Origin of the sequence: Terrabacter sp. 2RAF25 (assembly GCF_052115265.1) — a bacterium.
Classification (GTDB): Bacteria; Actinomycetota; Actinomycetes; order Actinomycetales; family Dermatophilaceae; genus Terrabacter.
On sequence record NZ_JBFRGJ010000003.1, the window covers coordinates 421,264 to 438,450 of the forward strand.

Below are 17,187 nucleotides of genomic sequence, written 5' to 3' on the forward strand. Positions count from 1 at the left end.
GGCCCGGACGTCGACACCCCGCCTGGGCGGGCGGGGCGTCGCGTCTGCCCCACTTCCTCCGGCCCCCTACGCTCAGACGCATGCGCCCGTCCCCCGCCGCGACGCCCGATCTCCCGCCGGAGCTCGGGGCGCGCCTCACAGACGAGGGCGCCCAGTTCTCGGTGTACGCCGGCCACGCCCGCTCGGTGGAGGTGTGCCTCTTCGACGGGCCGGACGGGCCCGACGGACGGGCGACCGAGCGGCGGGTGCCGCTGCGGCACCGCGCCCACGGAACGTGGTTCGACACCGTGCCCGGCGTCGGGGCCGGCCAGCGCTACGCCTTCCGCGTGGACGGTGAGTGGAACCCGGACCAGTCGCTGCTGCACAACCCCGCCAAGCTGCTGCTCGACCCCTACGCGCGAGCCATCGAGGGGGAGGTCGGTCTCGACCCGGCCGTCTACGGGCACCGGGTCGGTCCCGACCTGCGGGGCGACCTCTGGGTGCGCGACGACCGCGACTCGGCACCCCACGTGCCGCGCTGCGTCATCGTCGAAGACGAGTTCGACTGGGGCACAGATGATTTCCCGCGTCGGTCGATGACCGAGTCGCTCATCTACGAGGTCCACGTCAAGAATGCCACCATGCTCCACCCCGGCGTCCCCGACGAGCTCAGGGGAACGTATGCCGGCCTGGCCCACCCCGCGTTCGTCGACCACCTGCTCGGGCTGGGAGTCACCGCCGTCGAGCTGCTTCCCGTGCACACGTTCACCCACGAGCCCGACCTCGTCCTGCGCGGCCTGAGCAACCACTGGGGCTACAACACCCTCGGGTTCTTCGCCCCGCACGCGCCCTACGCCGCGGCGACCGACCCGCAGGGGGTCCTCGACGAGTTCAAGGGCATGGTCAAGATCCTCCACGCGGCCGGCATCGAGGTGCTGCTCGACGTCGTCTACAACCACACCGCCGAGAACTCCCGCGAGGGCATGACGCTGTCGTGGCGCGGCCTCGACCAGCGCGCGTACTACCGCGTCGACGCACGCGGGCGCGACATCGACGTCACCGGCTGCGGCAACACCCTCGACCTCACTCACCCGGTCGTGGCGCGCATGGTGCTCGACTCCCTGCGCTACTGGGTGCAGGAGTGCCACGTCGACGGCTTCCGCTTCGACCTCGCCGTCGCGCTCGGCCGGGGCAAGGACGACGGCTACGACCGCGACCACCCGTTCCTCGTGGCCCTGCGCACCGACCCCGTGCTCTCGCGCGCCAAGCTCGTCGCGGAGCCCTGGGACCTCGGCATCCACGGCTGGCGCACCGGACAGTTCCCGCCACCGTTCTCCGAGTGGAACGACCGCTATCGCGACACGGCCCGCACCTTCTGGCTGCGAGACCTCGCCGCCTCGGCCTCGGGTGGCGTCGGCCACGGCGTGCGCGAGCTCGCCACCCGGCTGGCCGGCTCGCAGGACCTCTTCGACAGCCATGACCGAGGCACCATCGCGTCGGTCAACTTCGTCACGGCGCACGACGGCTTCACCCTGGCCGACCTCACGGCCTACGACACGAAGCACAACGGCGCGAACGGCCACGGGGGCACCGACGGCTCCAACGACAACCGGTCGTGGAACCACGGCGTCGAGGGCCGCACCGACGACCCCGACGTCATCGCGGCGCGGCGTCGCTCGATCCGCAATCTCCTCGGCACGCTGCTGCTCTCGACCGGTGTCCCGATGCTCAACGCCGGCGACGAGCTGGGCCGCAGCCAGCGCGGCAACAACAACCCGTACTCCCAGGACAACGAGATCAGCTGGATGAGCTGGGACCTCGAGCCCTGGCAGGACGACCTGCTCGAGACGACCCGTCACCTCGTGCGGCTCCGGCGTGACCACCCGGTGCTGCGCCAGCGGGAGTTCTTCTCCGGCAGGCCGACCCACGAGGGTGGCTCGACCGACCTGGCCTGGTTCGCGGCCGACGGGGAGATCATGGGCCATCGCTGGGATGGTCCCGCGGTCGACGTGCTCCAAGCCCTCTACAACGGCGCCTGGTTCTCGCAGCAGTCGGTGCTGATCGCCGTGAACGGGTCGGCGCGCAAGACCGAGGTGACCCTGCCTGACGCCCCCGGCGTGACGGCATACCAGCTGCTCTGGGACAGCTCCGACGACCGGCCGGCCGCGCCGGGCGAGCCCGTGCTGGCACGCACCGCCGTCACCATGGACGCCGCCTCGATGCGCGTGTGGTGCTCGGTCGCGCCGTCCTGACCCACCGGCGTCTCTGCACCCGGCGGCATACGCCGGGAGCCCGGACCCACACGGGTCCGGGCTCCTCGATGCTGGAGACTGCCCGACGCGGGCGGCGCCGTCAGGCGTTGCGCGCGAGGCCCAGCTCGGCGGCGCTGGCGAGCCCCGGGTGCTTCGGCACGACTCGGACGCTGTAGCCGAACGACCCGGTGCGACGTAGCGGCTGCGAGCCGGCGAACTGGTGGCGACCGTCGTCGTAGGACTCGACCAGCTGGAGCGGGGCGACCTCCATGCCCCAGAGCTCGTCGACGTCGTTGACGTGGCCGTGGACCAGCTGCACGTCGACGTCGTCGGGCGTCAGGCCGTCGAGCGCGACGTAGGCGCGCAGGTCGAGGACGTCGCCGATCTGCGGGGAGTCCGACAGGCCCGAGGGCTCGACGTGCTCGACCTTGACCTTTGGCCACGACGCGCGGATCTTCGCCTTGAAGGCGGCGAGGTCCTTGGCACCGGCGAACTCGGAGGCGACGACCGAACGGCCTGCTCCGGCGGCCGGGCTGTAGAGCTGACCGGTGTAGTCCTGCACCATGCGGCTCGCGAGCACCTTCGGGCCGAGGGTCTTGAGGGTGTGGGTCATCATCGCGATCCACCCCTGCGGAAGCCCGGCGGCGTCGCGGTCGTAGAACTTCGCGGCGACGTCGTTCTCGATGAGGTCGTAGAGCGCGGCAGCCTCGATGTCGTCACGACGCTCCGCGTCCTCGACACCGTCGGCCGTCGGGATCGCCCAGCCGTTGCGGCCGTCGAACCACTCGTCCCACCAGCCGTCGAGGATGGAGAGGTTGAGGCCGCCGTTGAGGGCGGCCTTCATGCCCGAGGTGCCGCACGCCTCGAACGGGCGCAACGGGTTGTTGAGCCAGACGTCGCAGCCCGGGTAGAGGTGCTGGGCCATCGCGATGTCGTAGTTCGGCAGGAAGACGATGCGGTGGCGCACCTCGGGGTCGTCGGCGAACCGGACCATCTCCTGGATGAGGCGCTTGCCGGTCTCGTCGGCCGGGTGCGACTTGCCGGCGATGACGAGCTGGACCGGCCGCTCCGGGTGGAGCAGCAGCGCCTTGAGGCGGGCCGGGTCGCGCAGCATGAGCGTGAGGCGCTTGTAGGTCGGCACGCGGCGGGCGAAGCCGATCGTCAGCACGTCGGGGTCGAGCACGTCGTCGACCCAGCCGAGCTCGGCGTCCGTCGCCCCGCGCTTCTGCCACGACGAGCGGACGCGGCGGCGGGCGTCGGCGACGAGCTTCTCGCGCATCTCGCGCTTCGCCGACCAGACGGCGTCGGCGGGCACTTCGTCGATGCGGCCCCAGGCGTCGGTGCCGGCGATGTCGGCCGTGCCGAGATGCTTGCGGGCGACGTCGTAGACCACGCGGTCGACCCACGTCGGGGCGTGGACTCCGTTGGTGATGCTGGAGATCGGCACCTCGACGTCGTCGAAGCCCGGCCACAGCCCGTCGAACATGCCGCGGCTGACGACCCCGTGCAGCTGGGAGACACCGTTGGCGCGCTGCGCGAGCCGCAGGCCCATGACGGCCATGTTGAAGATGCCGGGCTGGCCGCCCTCGTAGTCCTCGGCGCCGAGGGTGAGCAGGCGCTCGACCGGCACGCCCTCGATGGCGTTGGAGCCGCCGAAGAAGAGGTTGATCTTCGCCGCGTCGAACCGGTCGATCCCGGCGGGGACCGGCGTGTGCGTCGTGAACACGGTCGCCGCGCGCACGGTCTCGAGCGCCTCGTCGAAGGTGAGGCCGTGGTCGCGCACCAGCTCGGTGATGCGCTCGACGCCGAGGAAGCCGGCGTGGCCCTCGTTGGTGTGGTAGACCTCCGGCGTCGGCGCACCGGACAGGCGCGACCAGAGGCGCAGGGCGCGCACGCCACCGATGCCGAGCAGCAGCTCCTGCTCGAGGCGCGTGTCACCGCCGCCGCCGTAGAGCGACTCGGTGACCTTGCGCGTCTGCTCGTCGTTGCCCGGCACGTCGGAGTCGAGCAGCAGCAGCGGAACTCGTCCGACCTGCGCCTTCCACACGTGGGCGTTGAGGACGCGACCGGCCGGGAGGTCGATGGTGACGACGGCGGGCGTGCCGTCGTCCTCGCGGAGCAGCGCCAGCGGCAGGCCGTCGGGGTCGAGGACGGGATAGGTCTCGACCTGCCAGCCATCGCGGTTGAGCGACTGCTTGAAGTAGCCGGTCTTGTAGAAGAGGCCGACGCCGACGATCGGCACACCGAGGTCGGAGGCGGACTTCAGGTGGTCGCCGGCGAGGATGCCCAGGCCGCCGGAGTACTGCGGCAGCACCGCGGTGATGCCGAACTCGGGGCTGAAGTAGGCGATCGCGGCGGGGGCGGCCTTGCCGGCGCTCTCCTGTTCGCGGCTCCACGACTGGTACCAGCGCTCGTCGGTGAGGTAGTGGTGCAGGTCCTCGTTGGCCGTCACCACGCTGTTGACGAAATCGTCGTCGGCGGCCAGCGCGGCCAGCTCGTCGGCCGACAGGCGCGAGAGCAGCTTGACCGGGTCCTCACCCGCCTCGGCCCACTTGCGCGGACTGATGCTCTCGAACAGGTCACGGGTCGGCGGGTGCCACGACCAGCGGAGGTTGCTCGCGAGGACGCCGAGACCCTCGATGCGGCTCGGCAGGACGGTGCGGACGCTGAAGCGACGGATGGCCTTCACAAGGGGACAGCATAGGGGGCGTCGTGACGGGTTCTTGCAACACTTGCAGCCGCGTTTCACCCAACGGACGGACCCGCGGTGCGTCATGGGCCTGACGCCCCAACTTCGATACGGTCGATCTCGTGACTGGCTCAGCGAAGAAGTCCCGTTCCAGCAAGCCAACCCCCGCGCGCACCACCGCCCAACCCGCGACACCCGCGACACCAGCGACACCAGCGATGTCGACGCCTCCGCCCGAACCCGCGACGGCCGCCTCTCTCGACGCGCCGGCCCAGGCGTCCGCGACGGCGGCCTCCCTCGACGCGTCCGCACCGGTGAAGCGCGTCGACGCGACCCCGAGCGCCGACGAGGCGTTCGTCGACGACACGGAGGCCGGCGCGGTCCACCTCGCCCCCGAGCACCCGGTGAGCATCCCGCCGACCGTCGAGGGCATGCCCGGAGGTGCGCTCCCGATCGGCCGCATCCCGGTCAGCGACGTGCGCCCGCTCGTCGACGGTGGCACCCGCCCGGCGAAGTCGGTCGTGGGCGAGGAGTTCACGGTGCGCGCCAAGGTGTTCCGTGAGGGGCACGACGCCGTCAACGCGACCGCGGTGCTCACCGACCCCGACGGCGGCGAACACTACTTCGCGATGCACAGCGACAACCCCGGGCTCTCCGAGTGGTCCACGACCGTCGTCGCCGACCGCGAGGGCTGGTGGACCTTCCGCGTCGAGGGCTGGTCCGACCCGTACGCGACGTGGGTCCACGACGCCGGCATCAAGATCGCTGCGGGCGTCGACGAGGACCTCATGTGCGCCGAGGGCGTACGCGTGCTCGAGCGTTTCGCTGCCGCCGTGCGTGGACTCGGCCTCGACGCCGCCGAGATCGACAAGGGCATCGTCGCGCTCGGCGACAACAGGGCACCCGCAGCCCACCGGTTCGGCGCCGCGACGTCCCCCGAGATCACCGGCCTGCACTCGCTCGTGCCGCTGCGCGAGTTCCTGTCGCCCTCTCCCGCCTACTCACTGCTCGTCGAGCGTGAGCGCGCCCTCTACGGCGCGTGGTACGAGATCTTCCCGCGGTCGGAGGGCGCGCACCGCGACGAGAAGACGGGCGAGTGGGTCTCCGGCACCTTCCGCTCGGCGGCCAAGCGCCTGCCGGCGATCGCCGAGATGGGCTTCGACGTGGTCTACCTGACCCCGATCCACCCCATCGGCACGACGGCGCGCAAGGGACGCAACAACAGCCTGACCGCGCAGCCCGGCGACCCCGGGTCCCCCTACGCCATCGGCTCGCCCGACGGCGGGCACGACGCCATCCACCCCGACCTGGGCACCTTCGACGACTTCGACGCGTTCGTCGCCGAGGCGCAGCGGGTCGGCATGGAGGTCGCGCTCGACATCGCGCTGCAGGCCTCCCCCGACCACCCGTGGGTGCAGACCCACCCCCACCTGTTCACGACGCGGGCCGACGGCACCATCGCGTACGCCGAGAACCCGCCCAAGAAGTACCAGGACATCTACCCGCTCAACTTCGACAACGACCCGGCGGACGCCTACGCCGAGGTGCGTCGCGTCATCCAGGTGTGGCTCGACCACGGAGTCCGCATCTTCCGCGTCGACAACCCGCACACCAAGCCGGTCGCCTTCTGGCAGTGGCTGATCGCCGACGTCGCCAAGGACCACCCCGACACGATCTGGCTGTCGGAGGCGTTCACCAAGCCGGCCATGATGCACCAGCTCGCCAAGGCCGGCTTCCAGCAGAGCTACACCTACTACGCGTGGCGCAACGCGAAGTGGGAGCTCGAGGAGTACGGCCGCGAGCTCGCCGGCGAGACGAGCGGGGCGGCATACATGCGCCCGGCCTTCTGGCCGACGACGCACGACATCCTCACGCCCTACATGCAGTACGGCGGCCCCACGGCGTGGAAGCTCCGGGCGGCCGTCGCCGCGACGATGTCGCCGACCTACGGCATCTACGCCGGCTACGAGCTGATGGAGCACGTCGCCCGGCCCGGCGCCGAGGAGCAGATCGACAACGAGAAGTACGAGTACAAGGACCGTCAGTGGTACCTCTACGAGCCCGGCGGCCCGCTCGAGAGCCGTTCGCTGACGTGGTATCTCAAGCGGCTCAACGACATTCGCGAATGGCACCCAGCCCTCCGGTGGCTGCGCAACCTGCGCTTCCACGCCGCCGACGACGAGAACGTCCTCGTCTTCAGCAAGTCGCGCATCGTCGACCGCGCCACTGGCGAGCGCGACACAGTGCTCGTCATCGCCAACCTCGACCCGCACGCGACCCGTGAGACGTGGGTGCACCTCGACATGGAGGCGCTGGGTATGGCGACATGGTCGAGCTTCGACGCGCACGACCACATCACCAACCAGACCTGGGAGTGGCGTCAGGACAACTTCGTGCGCCTGGGGCCCGACTCCGAGCCCGTCCACATCATCCACGTGAGGAGCCACTGACCGCATGCAGGGACTCAACCTCTCCCAGCCGGGGCTGAAGCACGACCCGCAGTGGTTCAAGAAGGCGGTCTTCTACGAGGTGCTCGTGCGCGCCTTCGCCGACAGCAAGGGCGTCGGCGCCGGCGACTTCACCGGCCTGATCCAGCGGCTGGACTACCTGCAGTGGCTGGGCGTCGACTGCCTCTGGCTGCCGCCGTTCTACGCGTCCCCGCTCCGTGACGGCGGCTACGACATCTCCGACTACAAGGCGGTCCTGCCCGAGTTCGGCACCCTGCCCGAGTTCACCGAGCTGGTCTCGCAGGCGCACGCCCGCGGCATCCGCATCGTCACCGACCTCGTGATGAACCACACGAGTGACCAGCACCCGTGGTTCCAGGCGAGCCGCGCCGAGCCCGACGGGCCCTACGGCGACTTCTACGTCTGGTCCGACTCCGACGACGGCTACGACGACGCGCGCATCATCTTCGTCGACACCGAGGTGTCCAACTGGACGTTCGACCCGGTGCGCCGGCAGTTCTTCTGGCACCGCTTCTTCAGCCATCAGCCCGACCTCAACTTCGAGAACGAGGCCGTGCAGGAGGCGATGTTCGACATCGTGCGCTTCTGGATGGACCTCGGCATCGACGGCTTCCGCCTCGACGCCGTGCCCTACCTCTTCGAGGAGGAGGGCACCAACTGCGAGAACCTCCCGCGCACGCACGAGTTCCTGGCCCAGCTGCGCGCGATGGTCGACAAGGAGTACCCCGGTCGCATCCTGCTTGCCGAGGCCAACCAGCCGCCGGCCGAGGTCGTCGACTACTTCGGCAACGACGAAGCGCCCGAGTGCCAGATGTGCTTCCACTTCCCGGTCATGCCCCGCCTCTACTACTCGCTCCGTGAGGAGAAGGCCCAGCCGATCATCGACGTCCTCGCCGAGACCCCTGCCATCCCGAACGGCACGCAGTGGGGGACGTTCCTGCGCAACCACGACGAGCTCACGCTGGAGATGGTGACGCCCGAGGAGCGAGCCGCGATGTACGGCTGGTACGCCCCGGACCCCCGCATGCGTGCCAACGTCGGCATCCGCCGGCGCCTCGCCCCGCTGCTCGACAACAGCCGGCCGGAGATCGAGCTCATCCACGCGCTGGTGCTCTCGCTGCCGGGCTCGCCGTGCCTCTACTACGGCGACGAGATCGGGATGGGCGACAACATCTGGCTCACCGACCGCGATGCCGTGCGGACACCGATGCAGTGGACGCCCGACCGCAACGCGGGCTTCTCGAGCGTCGACCCCGGCAAGCTCTACCTCCCGGTCATCAGCAGCCTCGTCTACCACTACAACAACGTGAACGTCGAGGCCCAGATGGCGTCGTCGGCGTCACTGCTGCACTGGGTGCGCGGCATGCTCCAGGTGCGCGGTCGCCACCCGGTGTTCGGGCTCGGCGCGTTCGAGGTGGTGGAAGCCGACAACGACGCGATCCTCGCCTTCACCCGCGTGCTCGGCGGCGACGCCGACCACCCTGACGAGGCGGTGCTCTGCGTCAACAACCTCTCGAGCCGCCCGCAGGCCGCGACGATCCAGCTGCCCGACCACCTGTCGGGCCGCCAGCTCATCGACCTCTTCGGCGGCCAGGGCTTCCCCTGGGTGGCCAACGACGGCCGCGTCACGCTGACCCTGGGCTCGCGAGACTTCTTCTGGCTGCAACTGCGCGGCGGAGAGGACAACCGCTGATGGCAATCATCCACAAGGGCGCGACGATCGTGCCGACCAAGACCGAGATGGTCACCAGCTGGATGCCGCAGCAGCGGTGGTACCACGGCAAGGGCCACGTGCCCGAGCTGCGCCGGGTCGGCGGCTTCCGGCTCGAGGACCCCGACGGCGAAGTCGGTTGCGAGACACTGCTGCTCGCCGACGAGGCCGTGACACCGGCCGTCGTCTACCAGGTGCCCCTCACCTACCGTGGCGCCCCTCTCGAGGGGGCCGAGCACGCCCTGATCGGCACCATGGAGCACAGCGTCCTCGGCACGCGGTGGGTCTACGACGCACCGCACGACCCCGTCTACGTCTCGCAGCTCATGGCGGTGATCCTAGGGTCCGGCCTGTCCGACGAGGCCCAGGCCTCGGTCGGCAGCAACGAACGGGCCAGCGGCTCCAGCACGGGGCACGCCGCGGGGTCGGTCGCCTCGTCGTCGGTCCTCAGCGGCGAGCAGTCCAACACGTCGATCATCTGTCGCATGTCGGCTCCTGACGGTGGCCCGGCCGAGCCGCTCATCGTCAAGGTGTTCCGCACCGTCCAGGACGGCGACAACCCCGACGTCGTCGTGCAGTCGGCCCTGACCCGCGAGGGCTCCGACCGCGTACCCATGGCGGTCGGGCACCTGGACGGCGCGTGGGATTCCCCCGTCGACGGCGCACCCCAGCACGGGCACCTCGCCTTCGCGCAGGAGTTCATCCCCGGCGTCGAGGACGCCTGGCGCGTGGCGCTCGTCGCCGCGGCCTCGGGCACGGACTTCACCGCCCGCGCCCGCGACCTCGGGGTCGTCACGGCGCAGATCCACACGGCCCTCGCGCACGCGCTGGGCACCTCCGAGGTCACGCCCGAGTCGCGCGACGCCCTCGTCACGTCGATGCGCCAGCGGTATGCCGCCGCTGCCGCCCTGGTGCCCGAGCTCTCCGCGCACTCGGCTGCCGTCGAACGCATCGCGCAGTCGGTCCGCGACGTCCACTGGCCGCCGCTCCAGCGCATCCACGGCGACTACCACCTCGGGCAGGTCCTCGACGTCCCCGAACGGGGATGGGTCGCGCTCGACTTCGAGGGCGAGCCACTGCGCCCGCTCGCCGAACGCACCCAGCCCGACCTCACGGCTCGCGATGTGGCCGGCATGCTCCGTTCGTTCGACTACGCGGCCGGCTCCGTCGCGCTCGCCCAGTCACCGGTCGACGCGACAGCGTGGGCGGCTGCCTGCCGCGAGGCATTCCTCGACGGATACGCCTCTGTCGCAGGCACTCCCGATGTCGACGCCGTCGCCCTCACTCGCGCCCTCGAGCTCGACAAGGCGCTGTACGAGGTGGTCTACGAAGCCCGAAACCGCCCGTCGTGGCTGCCGATCCCGCTCGGCGCCGTCGAGCGGCTCATCACTCCGGAAGGCACGCCATGAGCAGCGACACCACCCACGGACCCTCGCTCGACGACGCCGCCATCACGGCATTCCTCCACGGTCGCAACGGTCAGCCCCACGACCTCCTGGGGCACCACGTCGGTCCGGGCGGACTGACCATCACGGCCTACCGCCCGTACGCGAGCCGGGTCTCGGCACGACTCGACTCGGGCGACCGCGTCGAGCTGCAGCACGTGCGCGACGGCATCTGGTCGATGACCTCGCCCGACTTCGGCTCGACGCACGACTACCGCCTGCTCGTCGAGTACGGCGACGGGGTCGAGCACGAGCAGGACGACCCCTACCGCTTCGCGCCGACGCTGGGCGAGATCGACCGGCACCTCATCAACGAAGGCCGGCACGAGCAGCTGTGGACCGTCCTCGGAGCCCATGTGCGCCACTACCCCGGGCCGCTCGGCGACGTCTGGGGCGTCTCGTTCGCCGTCTGGGCGCCGCGGGCCAAGGCGGTCCACGTCATCGGCGACTTCAACGACTGGGACCGGCGCACCCACCCGATGCGCGCCCTCGGCGAGAGCGGCATCTGGGAGCTGTTCCTCCCCGGCGCCAGTGAGGGCATGAACTACCAGTTCGCCGTGCGCGGACCCGACGAGCTGGTGCGCCTCAAGAGCGACCCGATGGCGCGGATGACCGAGGTCGCTCCCAAGCAGGCCGCCATCGTCACCGAGAGCCATTACCACTGGGGCGACGACGACTGGATGGAGCGGCGCCGTACGTCCAACGCCCACCAGGGCCCGATGAGCATCTATGAGGTGCATCTCGGCTCGTGGCGCCAGGACCTCGGCTACCGCGGCCTCGCCGAGCACCTCGTCAACTACGTGCGCGACCTCGGGTTCACGCACGTCGAGTTCCTGCCCGTCATGGAGCACCCGTACGTCCCGTCGTGGGGCTACCACGTCACGGGCTACTACGCGCCGAGCTCGCGCTGGGGCAACCCCGACGACTTCCGCCACCTCGTCGACGAGCTGCACCGGGCCGGCATCGGCGTGCTGCTCGACTGGGTGCCCGGCCACTTCGCCACCGACGAGTGGGCGCTCGCCCGCTTCGACGGGCTGCCGCTCTACGAGCACCCCGACCCCCGCAAGGGCTGGCACCCCGAGTGGGGCTCCAACATCTTCGACTACGGCCGTCCCGAGGTGCGCAACTTCCTCGTGGCCAACGCGATCTACTGGCTCGAGGAGTTCCACCTCGACGGTCTCCGTGTCGACGGCGTCGCCTCGATGCTCTACCTCGACTACGCCCGCGACGCCGGCGCCTGGGTGCCGAACAAGCACGGCGGACGCGAGAACCTCGAGGCCGTCGAGCTGCTCAAGGAGACCAACGCGACCGCCTACAAGCGCGTCGGCGGCATCGTCACCATCGCCGAGGAGTCGACGACGTGGCCCGGCGTCACGAAGCCGACCAACCAGGGCGGGCTCGGCTTCGGCTTCAAGTGGAACATGGGCTGGATGAACGACTCGCTCAAGTACCTCGGCGAGGAGCCCATCTACCGCAAGTACCACCACGGCAAGCTGACCTTCTCCCTGATGTACGCCTTCGACGAGAACTTCGTGCTGCCGATCAGCCACGACGAGGTCGTCCACGGCAAGGGCTCCCTGCTGCGCAAGACGCGCGGACCGCGCGAGGAGCAGGTGGCGACGCTGCGGGCCTTCCTCGCCTACCTGTGGTGCCACCCCGGCAAGCAGCTGCTCTTCATGGGCTGCGAGTTCGGCCAGGAGTCGGAGTGGTCCGAAGGCCGCAGCCTCGACTGGTGGCTGCTCGAGCAGCCGCTGCACTACCGCGTGCACAACCTCGTCAAGGACCTCAACGGCATCTACCGCGGCAACCGCGCGCTGTGGGAGCTCGACGCCGACCCGTCCGGCTTCGAGTGGCTCGAGGCCGACGACGCCGACCACAACACCTTCTCGTGGCTGCGCCTCGGCCGGGGCGACCGCACGACCGACGCCCCGGTCGTCGCCTGCGTCATGAACTTCAGCGGGCAGACGCAGGAGTCGTACCGCATCGGCCTGCCACGCGGTGGGCGCTGGACGGTCGTGCTCGACACGGCGGGCTACCACCCCGACGCCCCCAGCAGCGCCGGCATCGTCGTGGAGGCCCGTGAGGAGGCGTGGCACCAGCAGCCGTATGCCGCCGACGTGACGGTCCCGCGGCTCTCCACCGTGTGGCTCGTGCCTGTCGACGAGCCCGGCCCCGCGTCGAATGCCACGGTGCACGCAGTGGCCGCGAGCAGTACCACCGAGGCCAACCCCCACGAGCACGCGACGAACGGAGACCCCTCATGACCCACCCACGCGCCGGCCAGCCGGCCCAGGCCGAGGACCTCGTCGACGTCGACGCCCTCATCGGCGCGTACTACGACCTGCACCCCGACGTCGACGACCCCGACCAGCAGGTCGCCTTCGGCACGTCGGGGCACCGTGGGTCGAGCCTGCGCACGGCCTTCAACGAGGACCACATCCTCGCGACGACGCAGGCGATCGTCGACTACCGGGTGTCACAGGGTTTCGACGGACCTCTCTTCATCGGGCGAGACACGCACGGCCTGTCCGAACCGGCTTGGCGCTCGGCCCTCGAGGTGCTCGTGGCCAACGGCGTGCAGGTGCTCGTCAACGACCGTGACGGCTACACGCCGACGCCGGCCGTCTCGCACGCCATCCTCCGCGCCAACCACGGAAAGACCTCTGGCGCAAGGGGTCTCGCCGATGGCATCGTCGTCACACCCTCGCACAACCCGCCGGCCGACGGCGGCTTCAAGTACAACCCACCCCACGGTGGCCCCGCCGACACCGACGCCACGTCCGTCATCGCGGCCCGCGCCAACGACCTCGTCCGCGGCGGGCTCAAGGACGTCAAGCGGGTCGCGTTCGACCGGGCGCGGGGCGAGGCCGGCGCGTACGACTTCATGGGCACGTACGTCGACGACCTGCCCAACGTCGTCGACCTCGCCCGCATCCGCGAGGCGGGCGTGCGCATCGGCGCCGACCCGCTCGGCGGCGCCTCCGTCGACTACTGGGGCGAGATCGGCGAGCGCCACGGCCTCGACCTCACCGTCGTCAACCCGAGGGTCGACCCCCAGTGGGCGTTCATGACGCTCGACTGGGACGGCAAGATCCGCATGGACTGCTCCTCCCCCTCGGCGATGGCCTCGCTCATCGGCAACAAGGATGCCTACGACCTCTCCACGGGCAACGACGCCGACGCCGACCGCCATGGCATCGTCACGCCCGACGCCGGCCTGATGAACCCCAACCACTACCTCGCCGTGGCGATCCAGTACCTCTACGGCGGTGCCCGGCCCGGCTGGGGCCCCGACACGGCCATCGGCAAGACGCTCGTGTCGAGCTCGATGATCGACCGCGTCGCCTCCGACCTCGGGCGCACCCTGCTCGAGGTGCCGGTGGGGTTCAAGTGGTTCGTGCCCGGACTGCTCGACGGCTCCGTCGGCTTCGGTGGCGAGGAGTCGGCGGGCGCCAGCTTCCTGCGCTTCGACGGCACGGTCTGGTCGACCGACAAGGACGGGATCCTGCTCGCGCTGCTCGCGTCGGAGATCCTCGCTGCCACCGGCAAGACCCCCAGCCAGCACTATGCCGAGCTGACCGCCCGACACGGCGACCCGGCATACGCCCGCATCGACGCAGCAGCGTCCCGTGAGGAGAAGACCAAGCTCGGCGCCCTCTCCCCTGACGACGTGAGCGCGGAGTCCCTTGCCGGAGAGTCGATCACGGGCAAGCTCACTACGGCACCGGGCAACGGCGCGAAGATCGGCGGGCTCAAGGTCACCACCGAGAGCGCGTGGTTCGCTGCGCGCCCCTCGGGCACCGAGGACGTCTACAAGATCTACGCCGAGTCGTTCCAGGGCGCCGACCACCTCGCACGGGTGCAGGCCGAGGCGAAGGACGTCGTGTCGGCCGCTCTCGGCGGATGAGCACGCCCGAGCCGGAACAGCCGGGCTCGTCCGGCCTCGTCGGTGGTTCCGACGCGCCTGACGCTCGCGGACGGCTCTTCCTGCTCACCGGGGCCGATGCCTCCAGCCTGGGACAGCTGGCCCGGGCCATCGGCGGGCGGCTCGGTGCCTCGGTCGTGGTCGACGGCCCGGTGCTCGACGGGATGCTCGTGGCCCCGGCCGGGGACGGTGAACATCCTCTCTTGGAGGACACGGGAGTCCGCCTGGTGCGCCGCCAGCTGCTGCGCTGGTCGGCCGGGCTCGCCCTCGCCGAGACCTACCTCATCGAGGGGTACGACGTCGTCGTGGCCGACCGCGTCGAGGGCGACCGCCTCGAGGACTACCTCGACCTGGCCGCCCCCGAGCCGGTGCACCTCGTCGTCGTCGGTACCGGCATCGATCCCTCCACCCCCGGGTGGGGTCTGTGGGTGACGACGCCACCCGTGACGGGTGACCCGGAGTCGCTCGCCGGCACCGCGGCCGAGGTCGTCGAGCGCCTCGCCGAGTCGGTCGTGCCCACCGCCACGACCGGCTGACGACCAGCACCCCGCCGCACCCGGGCAATCGAGAGATCGCTTCGTCACCACACCATCGAAGGAGCAGTCCGTCACTCGAGTGACGGACTGCTCGATCGATCGTGTGACGAGGGCGGCTGACCCGCCTGGCGGCTCAGAACAGGGCGCTCATGAGCGACTTGCGGGCCTTGGCCACGCGGTCGTCGCCCGTGCCGACGACCTCGAACAGCTCGACGAGGTGCTCGCGGGCCTTGTTGCGGTCGGCGTCGGCCGTGACGCGCACGGTGTCGATGAGCCGCACGAAGGCGTCCTCGACGTGCCCTCCGAGCAGGTCGAGGTCGGCAACCAGGATCTGGGCGTCGACGTCGGTCGGGGCCTCGGCCGCGGCAGCCCGGGCCGCCTGCAGGTCGACGCCCTGGGTGCGCTGCAGGAGACCGACCTGCGCCAGCCCGATCTTCGCGTCGGCGTCGGCGGGACTCTCGAGGAGCGCCTCCCGGTAGGCGGCGGCCGCACCCTCCAGGTCGCCCTCCTCGATGGCGTCGAAGGCCTGCTGGTGCAGGGGCGGCAGGGGCTGCTCCTGCTCGTCGTCGGCGTTGTCGCTCGGCTGCTCGCCATCGACGGCCACCGTGCCGGTGACGCCGTGCTGCGCTGCGAGTGCAAGCACCTGGTCGATGACCGCCGTGACCTGGTCCTCGGGCTGCACGCCCTCGAAGAGCGGCACCGGCTGGCCCTGCACGAAGGCGAAGGAGACGGGCACGGCCTGGACCTGGAACGCCTGCAGGATGGTCGGGTTCGCGTCGACGTCGACGGTCACGAGCTGGAAGCGACCGGCATAGCGCCGCGCGAGGTCTGCGAACGTCGAGACGAAGTCGGCCGACTCCTGCAACCGTGGCGACCACAGCACCATGACGACCGGGTGGGTCGCCGACGCCGCGAGGACGTCGCGGATCGAGGCGTCAGTGCCCTCGACGACGAGGGAAGCACCGTCCGCGGAGGTGCCGGCCGCGCCTGATGCGGGGCCACCCTGCGGGGCCGGACGCTTGAGCGAGGACAGGTCGACGGCACCGCGCAGTGCTGCTGCGGTGAATGGCTGGTGACTCATAGATCAATCCTGCCTCACCGACCCGAGCCGGCGACGAGCTGGTCCGAGGCCGCGACGACGCGGGCCTGTCCAGACGCGGGGATGACGATGGCGACGACCTCGTTCGAGGTGAGGTCGGCCTCGGTGGTGATCTGCTTGATGCCGGTCAGGAGGGTGAGGTCCTTGGCCGGGGTGAGCTTGAGTGGCGTGCGCATGGCGATGGCGTCGTGACGCACGAGGTGGGCGAAGACGATCGCGCCGTTGCCGTCCTTGAGACGGAGGCCGCCGATGACGCCCTTGGGGTCGTGCTCCTGGGTGAAGGCACCCTGGTTCTTGAGGGCCTGCGACTGGGCCAGCGCCGACTGGCGCAGCTGCTCCGAGAGCGGATCTGCCGCCAGCACCTTGCTCGCGGTGGGCTTCGGGAACTTCACGGATGCTGCGAACGCGGCGAGCACGTCGTCGGGCGTGGCAACGAGGCCCTTGCCCTCCGCGAGCGCGGGCGAGCCGTTGGTCGTCGGGTCGAGCGCCTCGAGCTTGGCGTCGGGCAGCATCGGCGTGACCGCGGCCGCCTTGAACGCGCCACTCGCGTCCGCGACGAGCAGCACGAGCACCGCGGCGCCGGTCTTCTTGAGGGTCGTCTGGGCCAGGATCTGGCGCGGGTTGTCGCCACCGCGGGAGATCGCGAGCACCTTCACGCCCGTCGTGGCCAGCTCGGCCTCGGCCCTCTCCGCCGCGGTGCGGCCCGGGAGCGTCTTCGCGTACGCGTTCGCCGACTCGAGCGCGACACCGGCGAACGCCTTGGCGCGCGCGGCGGCCCCGGCGGCCGAGGCGTCGAGCGACGACGAGGCGACGGCCGACACAGCCGTGGACGCCGTCGACGCGGCCGCCTCGGGCGCGACCGCCGGGGTCGCCGACACGCCGGTGCCGTCGGTGCCGTCGTCGGAGTTGCCGGTGCAGGCCGAGAGCATCGCGGCGGAGGCGAGCGCGGCGGCCAGGGCACGTCGGATCGCGGGGCGGGGCATGGATGGGCCTTTCGATGGTGCAGGGGGAGGTGGCCGAGTGGGCTCGACCGCGCCCACGATACGGCGCGGGGTGCCCCCAGCCCCAATCCGCCGAAAGGCG

General features: G+C 70.8%; 10 protein-coding genes. 7 read left to right on the forward strand and 3 right to left on the reverse strand.

Going from position 1 to position 17,187, the window contains the following annotated elements; translation table 11 throughout:
• The first annotated feature begins 80 nt into the window (after window positions 1-80).
• The gene (glgX, locus tag AB4091_RS10935) at window positions 81-2,231 is read left to right on the forward strand and encodes a glycogen debranching protein GlgX (RefSeq protein ID WP_442291771.1); all 2,151 of its coding nucleotides are present in this window, start codon (window positions 81-83) and stop codon (window positions 2,229-2,231) included.
• Window positions 2,232-2,331: 100 nt separating this feature from the next.
• Here the strand turns inward: glgX and glgP are convergent, their stop codons facing one another.
• A complete protein-coding gene (gene glgP / locus AB4091_RS10940) occupies window positions 2,332-4,920 on the reverse strand; it encodes an alpha-glucan family phosphorylase (RefSeq protein WP_442291772.1) in 2,589 nt (862 codons plus the stop codon).
• A gap of 218 nt (window positions 4,921-5,138) precedes the next feature.
• Here glgP and AB4091_RS10945 point away from each other — a divergent pair, with 218 nt between their 5' ends.
• From AB4091_RS10945 to AB4091_RS10970, 6 genes are read left to right on the forward strand one after another with little or no spacing between them, the layout of a single operon-like run.
• Entirely contained in the window at window positions 5,139-7,370 is a 2,232-nt protein-coding gene (locus AB4091_RS10945) for an alpha-1,4-glucan--maltose-1-phosphate maltosyltransferase (protein ID WP_442291773.1), read from the forward strand.
• A 4-nt stretch (window positions 7,371-7,374) separates the two neighbouring features.
• Window positions 7,375-9,081, forward strand: coding sequence for a maltose alpha-D-glucosyltransferase (treS, locus tag AB4091_RS10950; protein ID WP_442291774.1), 1,707 nt, complete (start codon window positions 7,375-7,377; stop codon window positions 9,079-9,081).
• Window positions 9,081-10,508 carry a maltokinase N-terminal cap-like domain-containing protein gene (locus tag AB4091_RS10955; RefSeq protein ID WP_442291775.1) on the forward strand — a complete coding sequence of 476 codons (1,428 nt, stop codon included), beginning with the start codon at window positions 9,081-9,083 and terminating at the stop codon, window positions 10,506-10,508. The genes treS and AB4091_RS10955 overlap by 1 nt, the downstream gene beginning before the upstream one ends.
• Window positions 10,505-12,808 (forward strand): 1,4-alpha-glucan branching protein GlgB, encoded by a 2,304-nt coding sequence (glgB, locus tag AB4091_RS10960; RefSeq protein WP_442291776.1) that lies wholly within the window; start codon window positions 10,505-10,507, stop codon window positions 12,806-12,808. The genes AB4091_RS10955 and glgB overlap by 4 nt, the downstream gene beginning before the upstream one ends.
• Window positions 12,805-14,451, forward strand: coding sequence for a phosphoglucomutase (alpha-D-glucose-1,6-bisphosphate-dependent) (gene pgm, locus AB4091_RS10965; RefSeq protein ID WP_442291777.1), 1,647 nt, complete (start codon window positions 12,805-12,807; stop codon window positions 14,449-14,451). The genes glgB and pgm overlap by 4 nt, the downstream gene beginning before the upstream one ends.
• Window positions 14,448-15,005, forward strand: a complete 558-nt coding sequence (locus tag AB4091_RS10970; protein WP_442291778.1) for a hypothetical protein — start codon at window positions 14,448-14,450, stop codon at window positions 15,003-15,005. The genes pgm and AB4091_RS10970 overlap by 4 nt, the downstream gene beginning before the upstream one ends.
• Window positions 15,006-15,138: 133 nt before the next feature.
• Here AB4091_RS10970 and AB4091_RS10975 read toward each other — a convergent pair whose 3' ends face one another.
• Window positions 15,139-16,086 carry a co-chaperone YbbN gene (locus AB4091_RS10975; protein ID WP_442291779.1) on the reverse strand — a complete coding sequence of 316 codons (948 nt, stop codon included), beginning with the start codon at window positions 16,084-16,086 and terminating at the stop codon, window positions 15,139-15,141.
• 14 nt (window positions 16,087-16,100) lie between these two features.
• Window positions 16,101-17,087 (reverse strand): hypothetical protein, encoded by a 987-nt coding sequence (locus AB4091_RS10980; RefSeq protein ID WP_442291780.1) that lies wholly within the window; start codon window positions 17,085-17,087, stop codon window positions 16,101-16,103.
• Between the last annotated feature and the right edge of the window lie 100 nt (window positions 17,088-17,187).